This window comes from Bacteroides sp. AF20-13LB, assembly GCF_003603065.1.
GTDB lineage: Bacteria > Bacteroidota > Bacteroidia > Bacteroidales > Bacteroidaceae > Bacteroides > Bacteroides uniformis.
The window spans coordinates 102,487-127,505 of record NZ_QTMH01000013.1; the positions used below are offsets into that span (position 1 = coordinate 102,487).

21 protein-coding genes are annotated in these 25,019 nt (G+C 49.5%); 16 read left to right on the forward strand and 5 right to left on the reverse strand.

Annotation, left to right across the window (positions count from 1 at the left end; translation table 11 throughout):
- Positions 1–45: 45 nt before the first annotated feature.
- From DWX62_RS16670 to DWX62_RS16685, 4 genes are read left to right on the forward strand one after another with little or no spacing between them, the layout of a single operon-like run.
- On the forward strand, positions 46–360 hold the full coding sequence (locus DWX62_RS16670; protein WP_005826681.1) for a hypothetical protein: 315 nt from the start codon (positions 46–48) through the stop codon (positions 358–360).
- A complete protein-coding gene (locus DWX62_RS16675) occupies positions 361–579 on the forward strand; it encodes a sulfurtransferase TusA family protein (protein ID WP_005826683.1) in 219 nt (72 codons plus the stop codon).
- Entirely contained in the window at positions 576–2,414 is a 1,839-nt protein-coding gene (locus DWX62_RS16680; RefSeq protein ID WP_005826685.1) for a YgiQ family radical SAM protein, read from the forward strand. Before DWX62_RS16675 ends, DWX62_RS16680 begins: the two co-directional genes overlap by 4 nt.
- Before the next feature lie 35 nt (positions 2,415–2,449).
- On the forward strand, positions 2,450–3,094 hold the full coding sequence (locus tag DWX62_RS16685) for a hypothetical protein (RefSeq protein ID WP_005826687.1): 645 nt from the start codon (positions 2,450–2,452) through the stop codon (positions 3,092–3,094).
- 19 nt (positions 3,095–3,113) lie between these two features.
- Here the strand turns inward: DWX62_RS16685 and mfd are convergent, their stop codons facing one another.
- Positions 3,114–6,503 (reverse strand): transcription-repair coupling factor, encoded by a 3,390-nt coding sequence (gene mfd / locus DWX62_RS16690; RefSeq protein ID WP_117588910.1) that lies wholly within the window; start codon positions 6,501–6,503, stop codon positions 3,114–3,116.
- Positions 6,504–7,157: 654 nt separating this feature from the next.
- Here mfd and DWX62_RS16695 point away from each other — a divergent pair.
- The 7 genes from DWX62_RS16695 (at position 7,158) to DWX62_RS16725 (ending at position 13,540) form a co-directional block, all read left to right on the forward strand.
- Positions 7,158–7,913, forward strand: a complete 756-nt coding sequence (locus DWX62_RS16695) for a polyprenol monophosphomannose synthase (RefSeq protein WP_005826694.1) — start codon at positions 7,158–7,160, stop codon at positions 7,911–7,913.
- A gap of 44 nt (positions 7,914–7,957) precedes the next feature.
- A complete protein-coding gene (locus DWX62_RS16700) occupies positions 7,958–9,304 on the forward strand; it encodes a dihydroorotase (protein WP_117588892.1) in 1,347 nt (448 codons plus the stop codon).
- 40 nt (positions 9,305–9,344) lie between these two features.
- Complete coding sequence (locus DWX62_RS16705; protein ID WP_120173023.1) at positions 9,345–10,259, forward strand: vitamin B12 dependent-methionine synthase activation domain-containing protein; 915 nt, start codon at positions 9,345–9,347, stop codon at positions 10,257–10,259.
- A gap of 193 nt (positions 10,260–10,452) precedes the next feature.
- Positions 10,453–10,938: a sigma-70 family RNA polymerase sigma factor gene (locus tag DWX62_RS16710; protein ID WP_005826701.1), complete on the forward strand. Its 486-nt coding sequence runs from the start codon at positions 10,453–10,455 to the stop codon at positions 10,936–10,938.
- A gap of 4 nt (positions 10,939–10,942) precedes the next feature.
- Positions 10,943–11,569, forward strand: coding sequence for a hypothetical protein (locus DWX62_RS16715; protein WP_005826703.1), 627 nt, complete (start codon positions 10,943–10,945; stop codon positions 11,567–11,569).
- Positions 11,557–12,732, forward strand: a complete 1,176-nt coding sequence (locus DWX62_RS16720) for a metallophosphoesterase (protein WP_120173024.1) — start codon at positions 11,557–11,559, stop codon at positions 12,730–12,732. The genes DWX62_RS16715 and DWX62_RS16720 overlap by 13 nt, the downstream gene beginning before the upstream one ends.
- Before the next feature lie 49 nt (positions 12,733–12,781).
- Positions 12,782–13,540, forward strand: coding sequence for a lysophospholipid acyltransferase family protein (locus DWX62_RS16725; protein ID WP_009036804.1), 759 nt, complete (start codon positions 12,782–12,784; stop codon positions 13,538–13,540).
- Positions 13,541–13,623: 83 nt separating this feature from the next.
- On the opposite strand, the gene DWX62_RS16730 is transcribed toward DWX62_RS16725, so the two are convergent.
- Entirely contained in the window at positions 13,624–14,373 is a 750-nt protein-coding gene (locus DWX62_RS16730; RefSeq protein WP_120141224.1) for a DUF4369 domain-containing protein, read from the reverse strand.
- 133 nt (positions 14,374–14,506) lie between these two features.
- On the opposite strand from DWX62_RS16730, the gene DWX62_RS16735 reads away from it, so the two are divergent.
- The 5 genes from DWX62_RS16735 to DWX62_RS16755 all read left to right on the forward strand — a co-directional run bounded on the left by DWX62_RS16735 (position 14,507) and on the right by DWX62_RS16755 (position 21,065).
- Positions 14,507–15,742 carry an anaerobic sulfatase-maturation protein gene (locus DWX62_RS16735; RefSeq protein WP_120173025.1) on the forward strand — a complete coding sequence of 412 codons (1,236 nt, stop codon included), beginning with the start codon at positions 14,507–14,509 and terminating at the stop codon, positions 15,740–15,742.
- Between the two features lie 52 nt (positions 15,743–15,794).
- On the forward strand, positions 15,795–17,960 hold the full coding sequence (locus DWX62_RS16740) for a S46 family peptidase (protein ID WP_005826709.1): 2,166 nt from the start codon (positions 15,795–15,797) through the stop codon (positions 17,958–17,960).
- 139 nt (positions 17,961–18,099) lie between these two features.
- A complete protein-coding gene (locus DWX62_RS16745) occupies positions 18,100–20,259 on the forward strand; it encodes a S46 family peptidase (protein ID WP_118132268.1) in 2,160 nt (719 codons plus the stop codon).
- Positions 20,260–20,330: 71 nt separating this feature from the next.
- Positions 20,331–20,627, forward strand: coding sequence for a thioredoxin (trxA, locus tag DWX62_RS16750; RefSeq protein WP_005826711.1), 297 nt, complete (start codon positions 20,331–20,333; stop codon positions 20,625–20,627).
- A 9-nt stretch (positions 20,628–20,636) separates the two neighbouring features.
- Positions 20,637–21,065: a thioredoxin domain-containing protein gene (locus tag DWX62_RS16755; RefSeq protein WP_005826712.1), complete on the forward strand. Its 429-nt coding sequence runs from the start codon at positions 20,637–20,639 to the stop codon at positions 21,063–21,065.
- Positions 21,066–21,138: 73 nt separating this feature from the next.
- Here DWX62_RS16755 and DWX62_RS16760 read toward each other — a convergent pair whose 3' ends face one another.
- The 3 genes from DWX62_RS16760 to DWX62_RS16770 all read right to left on the reverse strand — a co-directional run bounded on the left by DWX62_RS16760 (position 21,139) and on the right by DWX62_RS16770 (position 24,785).
- Positions 21,139–21,981, reverse strand: a complete 843-nt coding sequence (locus DWX62_RS16760; RefSeq protein WP_120173026.1) for a histidinol-phosphatase — start codon at positions 21,979–21,981, stop codon at positions 21,139–21,141.
- Positions 21,982–22,025: 44 nt separating this feature from the next.
- The gene (locus tag DWX62_RS16765) at positions 22,026–23,915 is read right to left on the reverse strand and encodes an ABC-F family ATP-binding cassette domain-containing protein (RefSeq protein WP_005826716.1); all 1,890 of its coding nucleotides are present in this window, start codon (positions 23,913–23,915) and stop codon (positions 22,026–22,028) included.
- Between the two features lie 63 nt (positions 23,916–23,978).
- Positions 23,979–24,785 (reverse strand): DUF3805 domain-containing protein, encoded by an 807-nt coding sequence (locus DWX62_RS16770; RefSeq protein ID WP_120173027.1) that lies wholly within the window; start codon positions 24,783–24,785, stop codon positions 23,979–23,981.
- Between the last annotated feature and the right edge of the window lie 234 nt (positions 24,786–25,019).

The window sequence follows — 25,019 nt, forward strand, 5'->3', positions numbered from 1 at the left end:
TGCTTCCATTAATCATTAAACATCAACCACTAAACATTAAACATCATGTACACTATACAAGCCAACCCCAGCGGAACCCGTAGTTTAGAAGTTTCTGAAGAGAATCTTGCCACCATCGAGAAATACGGCCTCTTCCGCCATCTCATCGACAGCAACGGTATTGTGGACGAAACCGTGCTCGACAAGTTGAAACTGAACATCCGCTCCCTCATCGCCGCGCAAGAGGAAGACAGCAAAGACCTGCTCGACCTCTGTATCGACGTTATCTATCACAACAACATGAAGGCCTTCGGACTACAACAGCTCATCAAGCTCTATCTGCAATGGCTTTCCCAACAAGACACCATAGAAGAAGAATAAATGAAAACCATCGACACCTGCGGACAACAGCATTACAGCCCTTTAATCCCTGCCATCAAAGCCATGTGCGAGGCCGGAAAAGGCGAGAAGCTGGAAATCATCATGGACGACGCTGCTGCCTTCAATGACATGAAAGAGTATCTTTCCGAGCAGCAGATAGGCTTCCGTGAGATTTACGACGGAGAACGGATGACATTACAGTTTTTAATGTGCAAATGAAAGAATATCGCCTTACAGACTGGCTTCCTACTACCAAGAAAGAAGTGGAACTGCGTGGTTGGGACGAATTGGATGTAATACTTTTCAGCGGTGACGCCTACGTGGATCACCCTTCTTTTGGAGCCGCCGTCATAGGCCGCATCCTCGAAGCAGAAGGATTGCGCGTAGCCATCATCCCCCAACCCAACTGGCGCGACGACTTGCGCGACTTCAAAAAACTGGGACGTCCCCGTCTGTTCTTCGGCATCAGTCCCGGCTGTATGGATTCGATGGTCAACAAATATACTGCCAACAAACGCTTGCGCAGTGATGACGCCTATACCCCGGATGCACGTCCGGATATGCGTCCGGAGTACCCTTCCATTGTATATACCCAGATATTAAAGAAGCTATTCCCCGATGTCCCCGTCGTACTGGGCGGCATCGAGGCAAGCATGCGCCGCCTGACGCACTATGACTATTGGCAGGACCGTGTACGCCCCAGCATCCTCCTCGACAGCGGAGCCGACTCACTCATCTACGGTATGGGAGAGAAACCGGTGGTGGAACTTGCGGAAAGGCTGAAACGCCAACAGACACAGATGGACGCCCCAAGCTTCAAAAAGCTCATCGCCGATATTCCCCAAATGGTTTACCTTGACAAGGAAGTAGTGGTACAAGAAGGGGATATCACCCTCTTTTCCCATGAAGAATGTCTGAAAGATAAAAAGAAAGAAGCTGCCAACTTCCGTCATATCGAGGAGGAAAGCAACAAATATACAGCATCCCGCATCTTGCAAAAGAGCGGCAAGCTGACGGTAGTAGTCAATCCTCCCTATCCCCCTTTGACGGAAGCTGAACTCGACCGTTCTTTCGACTTGCCATACACGCGCCTGCCCCATCCCAAATACAAGGGAAAACGTATTCCGGCATACGACATGATAAAGTTCTCCGTCAACCTGCATCGCGGATGTTTCGGAGGATGTGCCTTCTGCACCATCTCCGCACACCAGGGCAAATTCATCGTAAGCCGCAGCAAGGAGAGCATTCTGAAAGAGGTGAAAGCCATCACGGAGCTGCCAGACTTCAAGGGTTATTTGAGCGATTTGGGAGGCCCGTCGGCCAATATGTACCGCATGAAGGGACGGGATGAGGCCGTCTGCAGGAAATGCAAACGCCCGTCGTGCATCTACCCCAAGGTATGCCCCAACCTGAATACGGACCACCGTCCGCTGCTCGACATCTATCATGCCGTAGATGCCCTGCCCGGCATCAAGAAGTCCTTCATTGGCAGCGGTGTACGCTATGACCTGCTGCTGCACCAGAGCAAGGACCCGAACACTAACAAAAGTACGCAGGAATATACCCGCGAGCTCATTGCCCGCCATGTCAGCGGTCGCCTGAAGGTAGCACCGGAGCATACGTCAGACCGCGTGCTCAACATCATGCGCAAGCCTCCGTTCAGCCAGTTCGGTGAGTTCAAGAAGATATTCGACAGGATTAACCATGAAGAAGGACTACGCCAGCAGCTTATTCCTTATTTCATCAGCAGCCATCCCGGATGCAAGGAGGAAGATATGGCAGAACTTGCCGTCATCACCAAGCGACTGGACTTCCATCTGGAACAAGTGCAAGACTTTACCCCTACTCCCATGACCGTTGCCACCGAAGCATGGTACACGGGCTTCCATCCTTATACGCTGGAACCGGTATTCAGTGCCAAAACGCAGCGCGAGAAACTGGCTCAACGCCAATTCTTCTTCTGGTACAAACCCGAAGAGCGCAGGAACATCATAAACGAACTGCGCCGGATAGGACGGACGGATTTGATAGACAAGCTATACGGGAAACGATAAAAATACGATATTTCCAAGAAACTCACAGCAACTGCATGAAACGATTCCTCCTCCTCTGCCTATCCCTACTCCCCATTGGAGCGACAGGTCTGCTGGCACAAAGCGAATGCCTGCCGCAAAATTACAGTATCATCTTCGGTGGCGGTGTATCCTTACCTCATGTAGAGGGAAACCGTAACGACTTCTTCAGCAAGAATGGCAACCGGGTGGGATATGACCTGATGACAGAAGGCCGCTACTACATCACGCCCCTATTTGCCGCAGGACTTCAATATGACTATCTACGCATGGCACGCCTGCCGGATAAGGCACATCTGCACTGCATACGCCCCAACATCACATACCGGCCCTTGTGGAGCAACGGGAATCAAGGACTGTTCCTCTCGTTCGGCATCGGGTATATGAACTATCAGGAACGGACATATAAACGCGGTGAACGGAACGGACACCTTTTCCATAAAGGATATTGTGGAATAACTTTCGCAGCAGGCTATGAGTTCCGCATCAGCCGTAAACTCTCGGGCATGATTCGCTGTGATTTCCTGACAGCAGACTGGTTTGCCAACCCCGATGCACGACTTTATAACACAGACGGGTATGATGACGGAGTAGACCATAGCTGGTTCAAAAACAACATCACTTTCTTCAATTTGGGATTCGCCTTGCAGTTCGGACGTTAGTGGCAGGAGTGGCAACAGTTTACTCTTCCACCTGCATTGCCACTACCTCCTGCAACACACAGACAGCTTCTTCTACCGTCTTGACATCCTTCACCAACATACTCCGTTTGTTGTTCTGTTCGCGCAGGTCACAACGCCGGGTGTACTTCATCATGTAGGCAATGACCTTACCGAAAGCCTGGCTCTGATAGTACGGGCTGTCCGGATTGGAGACGAAGAACAGGGACATGCGCCCACCTTTCAGAAAGACTTTCTCCACGCCGAGGCGGGCAGCCAGGCGTCGCAAGGGAACGATGCGCAGCAGTTCTTCCGTTTCGGGAGGAATCGGGCCGAAGCGGTCTTCGAGGCGGGAACGGAAAGCATCCACATCCTTGTCGAGTGTCAATCCGTCCAACTCGCGATAGAGCAACATACGCTCGCTGCTGCCAGTCACGTAATCGGCAGGCAACAGAAGTTCGAGGTCGCTTTCCACCTGGCATTCGTCCACAAACTGCTCGCCACTGATGACGCCTCCGTCTGCTTTCAGTTCTTCGGCATAAAGGTCGGCAAACTCGTCGGTCTTCAGTTCGTGCACAGCTTCGGAGAGAATCTTTTGATACGTCTCGTAGCCTAGGTCGGCAATGAAACCACTCTGTTCGGCACCGAGCATATTGCCTGCGCCACGGATGTCAAGGTCCTGCATGGCAATGTGGATGCCACTGCCCAGGTCGGAGAAGTTCTCGATGGCTTGCAGGCGTCGTTTTGCTTCGGGAGTAAGGGAGGACAAAGGCGGTGCCAGCAGGTAACAGAAAGCTTTTTTATTGCTCCGCCCCACACGTCCGCGCATCTGGTGCAAGTCACTGAGGCCGAAGTTCTGCGCCTGGTTGATGATAATGGTATTGGCATTGGGTATGTCGATGCCACTTTCGATGATGGTAGTGGCAAGCAGCACGTCGTAATCGTAATTGACGAAATCAAAGATTATCTTCTCCAGTTCGGCAGGCTCCATCTGTCCGTGTCCGATACAGACACGGCAGTCGGGAATGTGCCGCTCTATCATGGCCTTCAACTCAAACAGATTGGAAATACGGTTATTCACGAAGAATACCTGCCCGTTACGGCTCATCTCAAAATTGACGGCGTCGGCAATGATTTCCTCGTTGAAGGTGTGCACTTCCGTCTGGATGGGATAGCGGTTAGGCGGCGGTGTCTGGATGACGCTCAAGTCGCGCGCACCCATCAGCGAAAACTGCAAGGTACGGGGAATGGGTGTAGCCGTCATGGTCAGCGTATCCACATTCACCTTCAATTGGCGGAGTTTCTCCTTGACGGAGACGCCGAACTTCTGCTCCTCATCAATAATCAACAAACCAAGGTCTTTGAACTTAACGTCTTTTCCCAGGATACGGTGGGTACCGATAAGAATATTCACTTCCCCTTCGGCAAGCCCTTTCACTACAGCCTTTGCCTGAGCAGCGGTGCGGGCACGACTCAGATACTCCACCCGGCAAGGCAAGCCTTTCAAGCGCTCCTTGAAGGTCTGGAAATGCTGATAGGCAAGTACGGTAGTGGGCACCAGTACAGCCACCTGCTTATTGTCCGCCACAGCCTTGAAAGCGGCACGAACAGCCACCTCCGTCTTGCCGAAGCCCACGTCACCGCACACCAGGCGGTCCATCGGACGGGCACTCTCCATGTCGGCCTTCACGTCGGAAGTAGCCTTGCTTTGGTCGGGGGTATCCTCATAAATGAAGGAGGCTTCCAACTCCCGTTGCAGGAAGCTGTCGGAACTGTATTGGAACCCTTTCTCCTCGCGGCGTTGCGAGTAGAGTTTTATCAAGTCGCGGGCAATATCCTTTATCTTCGTCTTGGTGCGGTCTTTCAGCTTCTCCCAGGCTCCGGTGCCGAGCTTGTTGAGGCGGGGCGCTTCACCCTCCTTTCCCTTGTACTTGGAAACCTTGTGCAGAGAGTGGATGGAGACAAACACCACATCTTCGTTCTGATAGACAATCTTCATCACCTCCTGCGTGGTGTCACCGTTGGGGATACGTACCAGTCCGGCAAAACGCCCCACACCGTGGTCGGTATGCACCACATAGTCGCCGGGGGTGAATTGGTTCAGCTCCTTCAGGCTCAAGGCCACCTTGCCGCTGCGTGCCTTGTCGCTCTTCAAGTTATACTTGTGAAAGCGGTCGAACAGCTGATGGTCGGTAAAAATACAGATACGTAAAGTGTCGTCGGCAAAGCCTTCGTGCAGTGTCCGTTCCACGGCGGTAAAGGATATGTTGTCTCCACGGTCCTCAAAGATGGCACGGATGCGGTCGGTCTGTTTCAGGCTGTCGCTGCATATGTAGATGGTGTAGTGACGGGAGAGGTATTCGCGGAAACTCTCCGCCACCATGTCGAAGTTTTTATGGAAGATAGGCTGTACCGTAGTATGGAACGAGATGGTAGCATCCGGCGTTCCGGTGGGCTTGTTGCCGAACTCCATCCGGCGGAAATCGAGGGCGCGCAGGGTGAACTCGCCACCATCAATCAGCTTGCCTTCCAGCGTGATGGCTCCATTCTCCTCCGACTCACGGGCGGCGATGGCCTGTGGGGTAAGCGATTCGTCGTGCACGGTCTGGATGCGTTCGCGTAGCCAGAGAAAATCGCGCATGGCAAGCAAGCTGTCCGACGGAAGGAAATCGAGGAACGACACCATGCCGCCGCTTCCCTTTTTTTCCAGGCTATGGCTCAAGTCGGGAACTATCACGATGCTTTCTTTCTTCTCTTTCGAGAGTTGTGTTTCCACCTCGAAGGTACGGACGCTTTCCACCTCATCGCCGAAAAAGTCTATACGGAAGGGATATTCGGAAGAGAAGGAAAAGACGTCGATAATACTGCCACGAACGGCATACTGCCCCGGCTCGTAGACGTAGTCCACATATTCGAAACCGTAGCTGCGCAATACGTCCGTCACGAAGTTCATATCCACCCTCTCGCCTGCATGCAGTTTCAGTGTATTGTCTCCAAGTTCTTTACGCGAGACAACCTTTTCGGCCAGCGCATCCGGATAGGTTACCACGCAAAGCCCCTCTTCTCCTTTTTGCAGGCGACTCAGCACTTCTGTACGGAGAATTTCGTTTGCCGCATCCTTCTGCCCGTACTTGATGGCGCGGCGGAATGAAGAAGGAAAAAACAATACCTGCTCCGTCCCCAATATCTGCGTCAAATCATGATAGAAATAACCGGCTTCCTCCATATCACCCAGAATGAAAACGAGCGGACAAGTAGCCCGCTGAACCAATACAGACGAAAACAAAGAAGCGGCAGAGGCATATAAACCTCCGCAATATAGGTGACGGACAGAGTTATCTTTCAGAAGCCTGCACACCCCCTCTACATTGGGATGGGAAGCATAAGATTGTTGCAGTTCAGTTATATTCATTGCTTTGCGCTTTTTCCCCCGGTATTGCCCCTCATAAGGTATCCTACCGAAATAAATTCGGTACAAAAATACACAAATAATCTTTAGCTTTGACCTGTCGGCAACTATGTTCTCTGAAATAATCTTTCTGCTGTCAGCCTGCACATCCTTCACCTTTTTTCTGTATCGCCCTATTTATCGGGGAAGGCAATGAAACTTCTTTTCCTCCAATTATGAATAACACAGCCTGCACAATCCCTATTCAGGAGTTATATTACACAAAGTTTATCCCCAGCCTGCGGACATGTATCCCAGGGTTTGGTCTGTCTATCCCAAGGCTTGGGATAGACAGACCAAGACTGAAGAGCACTTTTTTCTCCCTATATCTACCCACTTTATCCTTTATACTTCGAAAGTTTTTCTTTAATAGTTTGAATGTTTTCTGTTAATGATTGAAACGGGAATAGCTAAAGATTGAGGCTAAAGTTCAAAGTCAAGCATACGGTTCTTTGATTTAACCTGCATTCCTTATAGTCAGGAGTTAGAAGGAGCTACATAAATGAAAGAGTCGTGGTGCCAGAACTTTGCAAAATCAAGATTTGTGTGAAAATGCTGCCAGATAAAAAAGAAATGTATTACATTTGTTCCCAGTTATAACCCCCATTACCTATAAGTATGCAAACATCAGACAGCATTGTCATCATCCCCACCTACAATGAACGGGAGAATATAGAAAATATCATCCGTGCCGTTTTTGCTCTGAAACATGGTTTTCACATCCTTGTCATTGAAGACGGTTCGCCCGACGGAACGGCTGCCATTGTAAAGACCTTGCAGCAGGAGTTTCCTGAACGCCTCTTCATGGTGGAGCGCAAAGGAAAGCTGGGATTGGGAACAGCCTATATAGCCGGCTTTAAGTGGGCATTGCAACGAGGTTATGAGTATATCTTCGAAATGGATGCCGACTTCAGCCACAATCCCCAAGACCTGCCGCGACTCTACCGCGCCTGCTCCGAAGAGGGTGCCGATGTAGCCATCGGTTCACGTTATGTGAGTGGTGTGAACGTAGTGAACTGGCCCATGGGACGTGTACTGATGTCTTATTTTGCCTCCAAGTATGTGCGCTTCATCACCGGGCTGCCCATCCACGACACTACAGCCGGATTTGTATGTTACCGCCGCCGGGTATTGGAGACCATCAATCTGGACGGTATCCGCTTCAAAGGATACGCCTTCCAGATAGAAATGAAATTCACCGCCTACAAATGTGGCTTCAAGGTAAAGGAAGTGCCTGTCATCTTCATTAATCGCGAACTGGGCACCTCCAAAATGAACAGCAGTATTTTTGGTGAAGCCGTATTCGGAGTGATTCGGTTGAAATGGAACAGTTGGTTCCATAAATATCCTACCGTAGATAAGGAGATGAAGTGATGGGTGATAGAGTGATAGGGGTTTACTACAAATATTAGGAAGATATGAAAAGAACATTGATACATAACGCTACGATTGTCAACGAAGGACAATCCGTGAAAGGTTCCATAGTGATAGAAGACGGGCGCATTGCAGAGGTACTGACCAACTGGAAACCGCTCTCCGCCCCTTGTGACGAGACCATAGATGCCACCGGATGCTATCTGTTGCCTGGCATCATCGACGACCATGTACATTTTCGCGATCCCGGGCTGACCCACAAAGCGGACATCCTCACCGAAAGCCGTGCGGCTGCCGCAGGTGGTGTGACCTCCATCATGGATATGCCCAATACAAATCCGGTGACCACTACGCTGGATGCCTTGAACGCCAAACTTGATTTGCTGAACGAGAAGTGTATCGTAAACCATTCCTGCTACTTCGGCGCAACAAACGACAATTACAGCGAATTCGGCAAGCTGGACAAGCACCGCGTCTGCGGCATCAAGCTATTCATGGGCTCCAGTACCGGAAACATGCTGGTAGACAAGATGAACAGCCTGCTGAACATCTTCAACGGTACAGACATGCTGATTGCCGCCCACTGCGAAGACCAGGAAACCATCAAGAACAATATTGCCAAGTATAAGGAAATGTTTGCCGGAGAGAATGATATTCCCATAGGCAAGCATCCCTACATCCGCTCTTCGGCAGCATGCTATGCATCCTCTGAACTGGCAGTACGGCTGGCAAGGATTGCCGGTGCACGGCTGCATATTCTGCATGTGTCCACAGCCAAGGAACTGCAACTGTTCAATGACTATTCACTTTCCGAGAAGCATATCACCGCCGAAGCATGCGTTGCCCATCTCCTCTTCACGCTCAGTGACTATCGCACGTTGGGCACACGTATCAAGTGCAATCCTGCCATTAAGAAGCAAGCCGACCGCGATGCCCTGCGTGCAGCCGTCAACTCCGGCCTGATAGACGTTATAGCCACCGACCATGCGCCCCATCTGCTCTCCGAAAAAGAAGGAGGTGCCTTGAAGGCCATGTCCGGCATGCCGATGATACAGTTCTCACTTGTCAGCATGCTGCAACTGGTGGATGAGGGAGTATTCACACTCGAAACCATCGTTGAAAAAATGTGCCATGCTCCCGCACAAATTTACCGCATCAACGAGCGCGGCTATATCCGTGAAGGTTACCGGGCAGACCTTGTGCTGGTACGCCCCGATACCCCGTGGGAAGTGACAGCCGACAAAGTTTTGAGCAAATGCGGCTGGAGCCCATTGGAAGGACATACCTTCAACTGGAAAGTGGAAAGGACTTTTGCCAACGGACATCCCGTTTATAGCGACGGCATGGTGGACGATGCTTATCGTGGCGAGGAACTGAGATTTGGGGAGTGAAGGCTAGGAATTAAGGATTAGGGATTAAGGATTAAATGGGATGAAAAGGACAATACTGGCACCGGGGCATGAATTGCTTTCGTATCGGATTCATGAAGTAACCCCTTACATCAACTGGATTTATTTCTTCCATGCCTGGGGCTTCCAGCCTCGCTTTGCGGCTATTGCCAACATCCATGGCTGCGATTCCTGCCGTGCACTTTGGCTGACGACCTTTCCCGAGGAGGAACGTACCAAAGCTTCCGAAGCCATGCAGCTCTTCAAGGAAGCCAATAGAATGCTCGACCGACTGGACGAAACAATCTCCATCCATTGCATCTTCAGGCTTTGCCAGGCAAATGCAGACGGAGATAACCTCTTGATAGAAGGAACAACCTTCCCTCTGCTCCGACAGCAGACACCACAACCCGATGGCGGTCCATTTCTCTGTCTGAGTGATTTTGTACGTCCCCTCTCTTCAGGCACGCCCGACATCGTAGGGCTTTTCGCCTCTACCATCAGTGAAGAGGCCGAAGAGACTTACAAGAACGACCCTTACAAACATCTCCTTGTACAAACCTTGAACGACCGCCTCGCCGAAGCCGCCACAGAAAAGATGCACGAATATGTCCGCAAGGAGGCTTGGGGCTATGCCCCCGACGAATCCTTGTCCATTCCGGATTTGCTGGTCGAGAAGTACCAAGGCATCCGCCCCGCTGTGGGATACCCCTCCCTACCCGACCAATCCGTGAATTTCCTGCTGGACGAACTGCTCGGCATGAAACAGATAGGCATCACGCTGACTGAACATGGAGCCATGCATCCTCACTCCTCCGTCTGCGGCATGATGCTGGCACATCCCGCATCCCGATACTTTTCAGTGGGCAAGATTGGAGAAGACCAGCTGGACGACTACGCCCGCCGCCGGGGAATGCCAATAGGGGATATGCGGAAGTTTTTAGCCACTACAATATGAATAATGTGCTAATGTGCCTATATGCTAATGTGCCAATTGGCTGCGCTATATGTATATTGTGCTACCATGCCGCAGGTCATTGGCACATTAGCATATAGGCACATTAACACATTAAAATAATCCTTTTTGAACTGTGATTTATCGCCACACAATGCGACTAACAGTGCAAAAGCAATTCGAAAGAAGCTAAAAGATGGAAAATGCAGAACAAGAGTTTGTATCCGTGGTACGGGAGTATGAGCGCGTGATATATAAGGTGTGCTATCTGTACACCACGCCCAATGCTACCCTCAACGACCTGTATCAGGAAGTGGTGCTCAACTTATGGAAAGCATTTCCCAAGTTCCGGCGGGAGTGTAAGATTTCCACATGGATTTACCGCATCGCACTGAACACGTGCATCAGCTTTATCCGCAAAGAAAAGAACATCCCCGAAATCGTCACCCTCACCCAAGAAGCCGACCGGACTGAAGAAACCGACGAGACACAAGCCATGCTACGGCAACTCTACCGGATGATAAACCGGCTGGGACAATTGGAAAAATCCATCATCCTGCTCTATCTGGAAGAGAAAAGCTACGAAGAGATTGCCGAAATCACCGGGCTGACCCTGACTAATGTTGCCACCAAGCTCAGCCGCATCAAGGACAAATTGAAAAAAATGAATAAGGAGGAATAAATATATGGAACTGGATGAACTGAAGAAATCATGGAACGCACTGAATGAACAGTTGCAGAAAGAACCGATTGCTGACGAACAGCAGATTACCGAACTGATTGCCGGCTACAAGGCCAATACCCGCAAAAGTCTGGGACGACTCGTAGTCATACAGCGTTTCTCTATCGGAATGGGAGCGGTAGGTCTGGCAGCCCTTCTGCTTATATGGCTGTTGCTGCCCACCTTCGGCTTCAATGAGCAGCTGCAAGGCAAGATTGTCGCTTTACTGGGATTCATCGCTATAAGCATCCTCATAGGCATGTGGTGGGACTGGAAAACATACCGCTGGAACAAGGACACGCGTATTGATGAAATGGGGGTTGCCGAAGTCAGTCGCCGTATGACCACCTTCCGCCAATGGACCAGATATGAAGTGATGGGCATCTCCATTTGGATTATCCTTTTCAATATCCTCAACTATTGGGTGATGGAATATCATCTGGCACCAGCCAGCGTACAAGCCCTACTGATTACCCTTTTCGTAGTATTTGACGCGCTAATTATCTATATTCTCTACAAAAAAGTGATTTACAAACATCTGGACAATATTAAAAAGAACATTGAAGAATTGAAAGATATATGCACCGAGTAACTCTTGTTTTCATCCTTTTCCTTCTCATCCCCGACCTTTACATTTACTTGGTTTATGTAGTAAGAAAAACCAGAAAGGCAGTTCTTCACTGCCTTTATTGGCTTCCCACCTTGCTATTAGCGGCAGGCTATGTTTACTTCATATTCCTTACGGGCGACAATGCGATGTCAAACCATACGCAGACCATAGGCAGACTGGCAATTACCATCATGCTGTTTGTCTTTCCAAAAACCATATTCATGCTTTGCTCGCTGGTGGGAGTACTGGCACACTTCATCATCCGTCGTTGTCCCCGCAGCCCGTTCACCGCTATAGGACTGGTTTTGGCTGTCGTCAGCTTCTTCAATATCCTTTACGGTACCCTGGCAGGCATCACCCGTTTCGATACAAAAGAAGTGGAATACCGTTCTGCCAATATTCCGGAAGGTTTCGACGGCTACCGCATCGTGCAAATATCGGACATACACATCGGCAGTTGGCAAGGCAATCCGGAACCCATCAAACAGTTGGTCGATTTAGTCAACGGACAGAAGCCGGACCTGATTGTCTTCACCGGTGACCTCGTGAACCAGCAGAGCCACGAACTGGATGGTTTCCAAGAAATACTCTCCCAACTGTACGCACCGGACGGAGTATACTCCATCCTCGGTAACCATGACTATGGCTCATACTATCACTGGCAAAGCCCGAAAGCAGAAATCGCCAATCTGGACTATTTAATCCGGCAGCAGAAAGCAATGGGATGGAAACTGCTGAACAATGAGCATGACATCCTTTATCACAAAGGTGACAGCATAGCCCTCATCGGTGTGGAAAACGATGGCGAGCCTCCTTTCTCCCAATTTGCAGACTTACCGCAAGCCATGCAGGGTACGGAAGGGATGTTCCAAATATTGCTCAGCCATAACCCTACCCACTGGAGGCGCGAGGTACTGCCCCAATCGGATATTTCACTGATGCTTGCAGGACATACCCACGCCATGCAAGGCATCTTGTTCGGACACTCCCTTGCCGAACTTATCTATCCGGAATGGAGAGGAATGTACTACGAAGGCAAAAGGGCTTTGTACGTAAATATTGGCATCGGCTATGTGGGACTGCCGTTCCGGTTCGGGGCATGGCCGGAAATTACAGTACTAAAATTAGTAAGAGAGAAAGAGTGACGAAATAAGAAAAAGGTATATCTTTGTAGCAATAAAAAATCCGACACCTATGAAGATACTTTATATCACTTATCAGGTTTGCTTTGCGTTGCCTATTTTATTGGTACTGACTATCCTTACAGCATTGGTCACCATTATCGGTTCGCTGATAGGGGGGGCGCATACCTGGGGGTACTATCCCGGTAAAATCTGGTCACAGCTCATCTGCTATATACTGCTTATTCCGGTGGAGGTACATGGAAGGGAGAAAATACACAAACGTACTTCCTACGTGTTTGTGCCCAATCACCAAGGTGCCTTCGACATATTCCTGATATACGGATTTCTGGGACGGAACTTCAAATGGATGATGAAGAAGAGCCTGCGCAAAATCCCGTTTGTCGGTAAGGCATGCGAAAGCGCAGGACATATCTTCGTCGACCGTTCCAGCCCCAAGAAAGTGCTTGCCACCATGCGGCAGGCAGAATCATCTTTGAAAGACGGCGTATCACTGGTAGTATTTCCCGAAGGGGCACGTACCTTCACGGGACACATGGGCTACTTCAAGAGAGGAGCCTTCCAGCTGGCGGATGAACTGCAACTGGAAGTGGTGCCCGTCACTATAGACGGCTCGTTCGAGATTCTTCCACGCACCGGAAAGTGGATACACCGCCACCGGATGATACTGACCATCCATGAACCTATTCCTCCCAAAGGGAAAGGGGCAGAAAACATCAAGGCAAGCATGAACGAGGCTTATGCGGCAGTGGAGAGTGCATTGCCGGAAAAGTATAAAGGGATGGTGAAGAACGAAGACCAGGACAGATAAAGACATAATGACAAACGGGAATGCCTGAATATCCTATCAAGATATTCAGGCATTCCCGTTTGTCATTATCAACTCATTCCTGTTTATTTCTGTCCTCCTACAGAAGCATTTTGCTTCATGCGTTTCTGCTCTTCAATCAGCTGCATGTTCTCCTTCGCCTTTGTAAGGAAATCCTTCACCAAAGTATTCTCTTTAAAAGACAAGGGAGCAGTTCTCATGATGTCCTCAATCTGCGGAGTCATCACCGGATAGGGCAGTGTGCTGCACATCATCATGAATACACTGGGGCCCAGCACATTCTCAAAGTTATCTACAATGAACTGCCGGACGTAGTCGTTCATCTCCTTCACAAGTGCTTCGCCTTCCTTTGCCAACTGCCCATGCACGTCATCCAGATTGGCACCGTCCAGCACCATACGCGCCTCTTTCCGTTCCAGCTCCTCTATCTTCACTTCCAGGGAATTGCGCTTGTCTATGAACTCGTACAGTTTGTCATTCAAAGAGGTTCCTTTGGCAATCAACTGGGTATTGGAGATGGAAACTACGATTTTGCCATCTTCCAGCACCAAAGGCATAATACCCTCTTGATCCATATAAAGAGTCACCATCATCACGGAATCGGCCCGGCCTTTCATCTTGAAATGCCCATGGATAACCTCTGCCGAGTCAACATTCACCCATTGCCCGTCCCGAAGCGTCTTGAGGAACAACATCTTTCCGTCAAGGCTGGTTACCGAGGAACTGCCCTCTATCTTATACTTGCGGTTGCAAGAAGTAAAGAGCACAAGCAGGAGCAAAAAGGGTAAAATGCGGTTCACACTCATTCTAATCATGCAAGAAACGATTTTTGAATTACACCCAGCAAAGGTATTAATATTCCTTATAAACCGAATAGAAAGAAAGGATTTTTCATTCGGTTTACGTATTTTTGCACAATTATAAATCATAAAAATAGAGAAAATATACATGTCAACCTATGCACCTTTTGCCAAACCGCTCTATGTAATGCTGAAACCGGTAGGTGCGGTATGCAATCTGGCATGCGATTATTGCTATTATCTGGAGAAATCCAAACTATATAGAGACAACCCCAAGCATGTGATGAGCGAGGAACTGCTGGAAAAGTTCATCGAGGAGTACATCAACTCGCAGACCATGCCCCAGGTTCTGTTCACCTGGCATGGCGGAGAGACGCTGATGCGTCCGCTCTCTTTCTACAAACGTGCCATAGAGCTGCAAAAGAAATATGCCAACGGACGCACCATAGACAACTGCATACAGACCAACGGCACGTTGCTGACCGATGAATGGTGCCGGTTTTTCAAAGAAAACAACTGGCTGGTGGGTGTCTCCATAGACGGGCCTCAGGAGTTCCATGACGAATACCGGAAGAACAAGCAGGGCAAGCCCTCTTTCGTCAAGGTGATGCAGGGCATCAACCTGCTGAAAAAGCACGGTGTGGAATGGAACGGAATGGCAGTGGTCAATGACTACAACGCCGACTATCCGCTGGACTTCTATAATTTCTTCAAGGAGATAGGATGCCATTACATCCAGTTTGCCCCCATCGTGGAGCGCATTGCCCCTCATGGGGACGGACGCCATCTTGCCTCCCTGGCAGACAAGGAAAAGAGCACGCAGCTGGCAGACTTTTCCGTCACGCCGGAACAATGGGGAGACTTCCTATGCGCCTTGTTCGACGAATGGGTAAAGCAGGACGTGGGTACTTACTACATACAGTTATTCGACTCTACCCTTGCCAACTGGATAGGCGAACAGCCGAGTGTATGTTCCATGGCAAAGACGTGCGGCCATGCAGGTGTCATGGAGTTCAACGGAGACGTATATGCGTGCGACCATTTTGTTTTCCCCGAATATAAACTGGGCAACATCCATCAGAATACACTGGTGGAGATGATGTACGGAGAACGGCAACAAGCCTTCGGACTGATGAAGCAACAATCTCTCCCCACCCAATGCAGGGAGTGCGAATGGCTGTTTGCCTGCAACGGCGAATGTCCAAAGAACCGTTTTGCACGTACAGCCGACGGAGAGCCGGGACTGAATTACCTTTGTGCAGGATATCATAAGTTCTTCAGTCACGCAGCCCCATACATGGACTTTATGAAGAACGAACTGATGAACCGGCGTCCGCCTGCAAACATTATGGAAGCAATAAGAAACAATGCCATAAAGCCATAAGCCCACAAGCGATGACAATGAAATTCAAAGACATTACTTAATAATTGATTATATGAAGATTACATTTAAGAAAGGTTTGCTTGCGGCCATTGCCGCACTGACAGTCTGCTCTGCGCGTGCAGACGAAGGAATGTGGTTGTTGCAACTGATGAAGCAGCAGAACTCCATCGACATGATGAAAAAGCAAGGACTGAAGCTGGAGGCTGACGACCTTTATAATCCCAACGGCGTGTCACTGAAAGATGCTGTAGGTATCTTTGGCGGTGGCTGTACCGGCGAAATCATCTCTCCGGAAGGACTGATTCTGACCAATCACCATTGCGGATACGGTGCCATACAGCAGCACAGCAGCGTGGAACACGATTATCTGACAGATGGTTTCTGGGCCATGAACCGCAGTGAAGAACTGCCCACCCCGGGATTGAAATTCCGTTTCGTGCACCGCATTGTAGACATCACCGACCTTGTCAACGCTAAAATAAAGGCAGGCGAAGTGACGGAAATCGATGCACTGACTTCCCCGTTCCTCAACAAACTGGCAAAAGAGGAACTGGAGAAGAGCGATTTGAAGGGTAAACCGGGCATTGAAGTGCGCGCACTCCCCTTCTATGCAGGAAACAAATTCTATATGTTCTATTATAAGGTATACAGCGACGTGCGTATGGTTGCCGCTCCTCCCTCCTCGGTAGGTAAGTTTGGCGGTGAGACCGACAACTGGATGTGGCCGCGCCACACGGGCGACTTCTCCATGTTCCGTATCTATGCCGATGCCAACGGAGAGCCGGCTGAATACAGTGAAAGCAACGTACCCCTGAAAACCCCGAAGTTCCTGCCCATCTCCATCAAAGGTCTGAACGAAGGTGACTACGCCATGATTATGGGCTTCCCCGGCAGCACAGAACGTTACCTCACCCAGAGCGAAGTGAAACAACGCATGAACGCCGTGAATCAGGCAATGATTGATATGCGCGGCGTACGCCTCGAAGTGCTGCGCAAGTATATGGATGCCAGTGACAAGACCCGCATCCAGTATGCCAGCAAGTTTGCCGGAAGCAGTAACTACTGGAAGAACTCCATTGGTATGAACAAGGCAATCATCGATAATGACGTGTTGGGCGCCAAAGCCGAAATCGAGAAAAAGTATGCCGCCTTTGCCCAAGGAAAACCCGAATACGAGGGTGTGGTAGAGAAAATTGATGCCATCATCGAGAAAAGCACCCCCACGCTGCGCCAGCTCTACTATACCAACGAAGCATTGCGCGGTGCTATCGAATTCGGCAGTACCTACCTTATTATGGATAACATAAAGAAAGCGCTCGAAGAGAAGAACGACTCATTGCTGCAAGCTTCGAAGAAGCAGTTGGAAAATGCATACGATGGTATCCACAATAAAGACTACGACCACGAAGTGGACCGCGCCGTAGCCAAAGCCATCCTGCCCGCCCTTGCCAAGGCACTGAACGCCGACGAGCTGCCCTCCTTCTACCAAACCATCAACGGAGAGTTCAAGGGCGACTACAACACATACGTAGACAACATTTACGACAACTCCATCCTCTCCAACCGCAAGAACCTGGATAAATTCCTGGCAAAGCCCACCGTGAAAGCCATCGAGAAAGACCCTGCTACGGCTTACTCGCGCTCCAAGAACGAAAAGCTGCAGGAACTCGGAAAGCAATACATGGAACTGGAAAGCGGAATGGAACTGCTCCACAAGGCCTACATCCGTGGCTTGGGTGAAATGAAACAGCCCGTCCCCTCCTATCCGGATGCCAACTTCACCATGCGTCTGACCTATGGTAATGTAAAATCATACAGCCCACGCGATGCCGTACACTACGACTACTATACCACTACCGACGGTATCCTTGAAAAAGAGAATCCCGAAGACCGTGAATTCGTGGTACCCGCCAAGCTGAAAGAACTGATTCAAAAGAAAGACTTCGGACGCTACGCCATGGCAGACGGCACCATGCCGGTTTGCTTCCTCACGACGAACGACATCACCGGCGGCAACTCGGGCAGCCCCGTCATCAATGGCGAAGGACAGCTCATCGGTACTGCTTTCGACGGCAACTGGGAATCTCTGAGCGGTGACATCAACTTCAACAATGACCTGCAGCGTTGCATTGCACTGGATATACGCTACGTGCTCTTCATCCTCGACAAACTGGGCAATTGCAGTCATCTGATAAAAGAAATGAACATTATAGAATAAATTAAAGCCTCTGAGAGATTACCTCCCATACTGAATGACATTCAGTCGTATAGTGAATGCCATTCAGTCGTATACTTAACCCTATTCAGTCGTATACTGAATAGCCCCCCTCTCAGATGCTCTTCTAACGCACATCACCATGAAAAGAATCCTATTATCATTATTCATTACATCTTCTGTCCTTGCCGCACACGCCGACGAAGGTATGTGGATGCTCACCGACCTGCAAAAGCAGAACGAAGTAGCCATGACGGAACTCGGACTGCTCATCCCCACCAACCAAATCTACAATCCCGACGGCATTGCCCTGAAGGATGCCGTGGTGCATTTCGGCGGTGGCTGTACCGGCGAAGTCATCTCTGCCGAAGGCCTGGTACTGACCAACCACCACTGCGGCTATGGCGCCATACAGCAACACAGCTCGGTGGAACACGACTACCTGACCGACGGTTTCTGGGCTATGTCCCGCGAAGAGGAGCTTCCCTGCAAGGGACTCACCGTCACCTACATCGACCGGATACTGGACGTGACAGACTACGTAAACGAACAACTGAAAACCGACGACGACCCGAACGGCACCAATTATCTGTCTCCCAAATACCTGAAGACAGTAGCCGACCGCTTCGCCAAGTCCGAAGGCATCGCCCTGACACCCGGCCGCAAGCTGGAACTGAAAGCCTTCTACGGTGGAAACAGATACTATCTGTTCGTAAAGACCACCTATAGCGACATCCGCATGGTAGGCGCTCCCCCCTCCTCCATCGGCAAGTTCGGCGCAGACACCGACAACTGGATGTGGCCCCGCCACACGGGAGATTTCTCCATCTTCCGCATCTATGCCGACAAAGACGGGAAACCCGCCGCTTACAGCAAAGACAACGTTCCCCTAAAAGTGAAGAAACATCTCACCATCAGCCTTGACGGCTATCGCAAGGGCGACTTTACCTTCGTCATGGGATTCCCCGGACGCAACTGGCGCTACATGATTTCCGACGAGGTGGAAGAGCGTATGCAAACCACCAACTTCATGCGCCACCACGTGCGCGATGTCCGCCAGAAAGCTCTGATGAAACAAATGTTGCAAGACGATGCCGTACGCATCCACTATGCCAGCAAGTATGCATCTTCTGCCAACTACTGGAAAAATGCCATCGGTATGAACGAAGGTCTCGTCCGTCTGAAAGTATTGGACACTAAACGTGCACAGCAAGAGGCACTCCTGGCACGCGGACGCTCGCTGAACGACAATAGCTATCAGCAAGCATTCGACCAGATACGCGCCATCGTAAAGCAACGCCGTCCAGCCCTCTACCACCAGCAAGCCATTCAGGAAGCACTGGTGACGGGACTCGATTTCATGCGTATCCCCAGCACCGCAGGACTGGTATCTGCCTTGAAGAACAAGGACAAGAAACAGATTGCAGCAGCTAAAGACAGCCTTCAGAAGGCAGCCGACCGCTACTTTGCCTCTGTCCCCTTCCCCGAAGTGGAACGTATTGTTGGCAAGGAAATGCTGAAAATCTACATGAAGTATATCCCTGCCGAACAACGCATCGGTATTTTCCAAATCATAGACAAGCGTTTCAAGGGCAACAGCGACGCTTTCATCGACGCCTGCTTTGAACATTCCATCTTCGGCAACAAGGAGAACTTTGCCAAGTTCATCCGCAAGCCCAGCCTCTACAAGATTAATACAGACTGGATGGTCTTGCTGAAATATTCCATCACGGACGGCCTGCTTCAGACCTCCATTGCCATGATGGATGCCAATAAAAACTACAATGCCGCCCACAAGGTATGGGTAAAGGGAATGATGGACATGAAACTTGCCAATGGTCAGCCCATCTATCCGGATGCCAACTCCACCTTGCGCCTGACCTACGGTCAAGTGCTCCCCTACGCTCCGGCAGACGGTGTGAAATATGATTACTACACCACTCTGAAAGGAGCTATGGAAAAGGAAGATCCCGACAATTGGGAGTTTGTAGTCCCCGCCAAACTGAAACAGCTGTATCAGGCAAAGGATTTCGGACGTTATGCCATGCCGAACGGCGAAATGCCCATCTGCTTCATTGTCAACACAGACAATACCGGTGGAAACTCCGGCAGCCCAGTGTTCAATGCCAAAGGAGAACTGATAGGTACCGGCTTTGACCGCAATTACGAAGGTCTGACTGGCGACATTGCCTTCCGTCCGTCCTCCCAACGAGCAGCATGTGTAGACATCCGCTACACCTTGTTCATCATCGACAAATACGCGGGAGCTTCGCATCTCATTGAAGAGATGACGATTAAATAATGATTTAGCGAACAAATCCTCCTCCTATTTTGTTATCATTACAAATAAATAAAAACAGAAAGGAAAAAATTATGGAAAAGTTTGAAGAATTGATACAATCAGAAAAGCCCGTTTTAGTTGATTTCTTTGCAACCTGGTGTGGCCCGTGCAAGGCGATGCATCCGGTACTGGAAGAACTCAAAAACGAAATAGGAGATGCTGCCCGTATCGCCAAAATAGATGTAGACCAGCACGAAGAACTTGCTGCCCGCTACCGTATACAAGCAGTACCGACATTTATCGTATTTAAGAAAGGCGAAGCCGTATGGCGCCACTCGGGTGTCATCAGCGGTAAGGATTTGAAAGCCGTTATAGAACAAAACTCTTAACAAGAAGAAATGAAGAAGATTATAGCAATGGTTGCCCTCGTGTTTTCTTGCATGCTGGCCTATGCTCAAACAAACGGAGAAGTTATCGTCATGAACAAAGCCATGTTCATCAAGGATGTGTTCGACTATGAGAAATCCCAGGACTGGAAATACAAGGGAAACAAGCCTGCCATCATAGACTTATATGCCGACTGGTGCGGACCTTGCCGCATGGTGGCTCCCATTATGAAGGAACTGGCCAAAGAGTATGCCGATAAAATCGTTGTCTACAAAGTCAATGTGGATAAGGAAAAGGAACTGGCAGCGTTGTTCAATGCAACAAGCATCCCTCTTTTTGTATTCATCCCTATGAATGGAGAGCCTCAGCTCTTCCGCGGAGCAGCCGATAAGGCTACCTACAAAAAGGCGATTGACGACTTTTTACTGAAAACAGAATAGTTCATAATAGAAAGAAAAAACTCCTGACTACCTTTACAAAAAGGCAAGTCAGGAGTTTCTGTATCCTATTCACTCAAAACACGATAGGCATCTCTTTCCATTCTCCTCCGTGTAGTTCCATCACCGATTCATATCCAGCTTTCCTCAAGGCACACAAAGCTTCGGGACGTCCGTTGCTTATCCGTTCCGGATAGTGTGAATCACTGTTTACCTGCACACGTACACCCAAATCATGCAGGTAGGAGAAATACCGCTCATTGGGGTAAAAAGTACCCAGGTCATGATAGGCTTTGGTATTGACCTCTACCTGATAGCCGCGACGGGCAATATCTGCGAAATACGCCCTAACCAGCTCATCATACCAAGGCTCGTCCAGCAATCCCGGGCGATAGCATGCTGCATTGTAGTGCATCTTATCGGCATGGCCCACAATATCAAAACCACCCAGCTCAAGCATCCTCGTCAACCTACCATAATAGAGACGGACCACATGCTCCAAGTCACCGCAGAAATGTCCGTCTACAATGGTCTTAAAGGTATCCGCAGGTACATCTACATCCACCACTTCCCCTTTGTCATTGTAGAGAAGATGTACAGAACCAATACGGTAGTCCAACGGCAACTCCCTGAAACGGGCGATGGACGGATTACTCGCTTCATTCAGATAATCAATCTCCAGACCGATATACAGTTCGATACGTCCGGCATACTTCTCCTTCAGACGATGGAATTCAGATAGATAGTCGTCCATCCTATCCCACTCCATAGTCCATGCCGTAGAAAAAGGCAATGGAGCATGCGATGAAAAGCCATAAGATGTAAAACCTTCACTCAATGCAAAACGCACAAAGTCCTCCATGCCGGCACGCCCGTCACAATAAAGGCTATGGCTATGATAATTCGTCAGATTTCCCACTTTCTCAGTTCTAATTTTTAATTCTTAATTTTCAATTTCGAACTTCAGTTCGATTCTATCTCACTCAGCTCCAGCCAGCGCAATGTTTTTTCGTCAATCAAGTCCGACAATTCCGGCAAACGTTTCGACTTCTCCGTCAGTTCGTCCACAGACAAAGTACCGCTGCACAAAGCCTCTTCAATTGCATTCTTTTCGGTTTCCAGGTCAGCTATCTCCTGCTCCAATTGTTCAAACTCGCGTTTTTCCTTAAAAGACATGCGCCGCTTTTCGTTCAGACGCACCTTCGCCGTCTTGTCCTCCTGAGCCTTGGCGGCTTCTTTCTCTTTCTCCTTTTCCTGATGGACTTTCGCATCTTTCCAGTCGCGATATTGTGTATAGTTGCCGGGAAAGTCGCGGATGTCCCCTTGTCCGTTGAACACTAACAGATGGTCTACCACTTTGTCCATGAAATAACGGTCGTGGCTCACCACAATCACGCATCCTTTGAAATTCTGCAAATACTCTTCCAGCACATTCAGCGTCACAATATCGAGGTCATTGGTCGGCTCATCCAGCACCAGGAAGTTGGGATTGCGCATCAGGACCGTACACAGATAGAGGCGGCGGCGTTCTCCCCCACTCAGCTTGTAGACATAGCTGTGCTGTGTCTCGGGAGTAAACAGGAAATGTTGCAGGAATTGCGATGCCGTCAGCTTCTTGCCGTTGCCCAGTTCTATGACTTCGGCAATGTCCTGCACTACATCAATCACTTTCATCTGCTCGTCAAACTGCAAGCCGTCCTGCGAGTAGTAACCGAAGCGGACCGTCTCGCCAATGTCCAGCGTACCGCTGTCTGCCTGCTCCAACCCCATCAGTATCTTGATGAAGGTCGACTTGCCCGTACCGTTATTCCCTACGATACCCATCTTTTCGTAACGGGAGAAGATGTAGGAGAAATCATCCAGAATCTTCAAGTCACCAAAGGATTTGTACAGATGGTCTGCCTCGAATATCTTACTGCCTATATAAGAAGCCTTGACATCCAGTTTTACGTTGTCGTTGTTGAAACGCTGCTTTGCCACCTTCTCCAGTTCGTAAAAGGCATCCTCCCGATAGCGTGCCTTGTGCCCGCGAGCTTGCGGCATGCGGCGCATCCACTCCAGCTCCGTGCGATAGAGGTTGTTGGCACGCTCTATCTCCACAGTCTTGGCCTCGATACGCTCTTGGCGCTTCTCCAGATAATAACTGTAATTGCCTTTATACTGATAAATCTGCCGGTTGTCTATCTCTACGATTTCGGAGCATACCCGGTCGAGGAAATAACGGTCGTGCGTCACCATCAGCAAGCTGAGGTTGTTCCGGCGGAGATATTCCTCCAGCCACTCCGTCATATCGAGGTCGAGGTGGTTGGTAGGCTCGTCCAGTATCAGCAAATCGGGTTCAGTGATAAGGGTATTGGCAAGTGCCACACGCTTCAACTGCCCGCCGGACAGATGTTTTACGTGCTGACTGAAATCACGTATTTTAAGTTGAGACAGAATCTGTTTCGCCTTCTGCTCGTACTCCCAAGCTTTTTCATGGTCCATACGCACCAGAATTTCGTCCAAGCCGGGATGCCCCTCCGTTTCCATGCAACGTTCATATTCCTTGATTAACTCGACAGTACTGTTGCCATGATGGAAGCACGCTTCGAGCACGGTCAGCTCTTCGGGATATTGCGGGTCTTGTTCCAGATAACCCACACGCAAATCACGACGGAAGGAAATGGTGCCATTGTCATACCCTTCCTTGCCGGAAAGGATATTGAGCAATGTCGTCTTGCCACTGCCGTTCTTGGCTATCAACCCGACACGCTGTCCCTCGGACAAGCCCAAAGAAATATTTTCGAATAGTACCAAGTCACCGAACGACTTGGTCAAGTTTTCCACCTGAAGAATTGAATTTACTGCTGCCAATGCTTTAATAGTTGAAAAATGAAAATTGAAAGTTGAAAATCACAGTACCGAGATGACCGGACCTTAGAACAAGGAGCTGTATATCTCCGGCAGATTCACTTTACCTCCTGCCTTTACTTTGCTCCAAACCAGCTTCATGGGGTCTATCCATTCACCGGTAGACGTGTTCAGCAATATGGGCGTTTCCCGGTTTCCGTCCACCAAGGTACGCCATTCCATACCGTCCACTTCATTGGCGAAAATAACACAAAGCGCGATGCCAAAAGCCAGCCATGCATCCTTCTTCTTAGGACCGATGTTGCTTTCTTCCATCATCTGCTGCATCTTGGCAATGTCTTCCTCGGCTCCCTGGAAATCCTTCTTCAACGATTCCTTTATAGTAGTATCCACCCACTCGTATGCTTCATTAATCTGGTAGATTTCCGAAAGGCGCACCGGAATTATCTCCGCTGGATACTTCACTCCATCCTTCCGCGTTTCCAGCGAAGCGATAATCTTCTCCGCTTCTGCAACCGGCTCTCCTTTCTTCACCGTAAACGAACATTCAAAGGCAACTTCATCCGCGCCCGTTATCCATAAATGGGAAGTATAGTACGCACCTTCTTCCTCGAACATCTCCTTACTATATGCACATTCCATCCGGCCTATCCTAACCGGAATGGCAGAGGAGTTTTCCCGTAACTCTTGCTTCACGGAATCCTTGCCATATGTAGCATTCCCTTTGAAAGCCGAAATGCGAAAATTACCGGTCCACTCATTGGGGTTATAAAAAAGGAAAGAGCCTTCCCCGTCCTCGAATTCATTCCAGTCTACCGGATAAGTCATGGAGAACCATGCCCCCGGAGAGATAAATTTCTTGCTTTGTTCCATATATAGACTAATCTTTGCAAAGACAGTTCACACCATCTCAGCTATTTCTCGCAAAGATAGTACAAACCGAATGCAAAATAAAATGAACTTGTCCATTTTTTATGCTGAGGTGCAGCCTATCTTCGGTTTTAGGGCAAAAGTAACATATTACCGCCGTTGATATGCAAACAAACGAAACAAAAAAACAGCCGATTCTCACGAACCGGCTGTTCCAATCATCATCTATGAATGAAG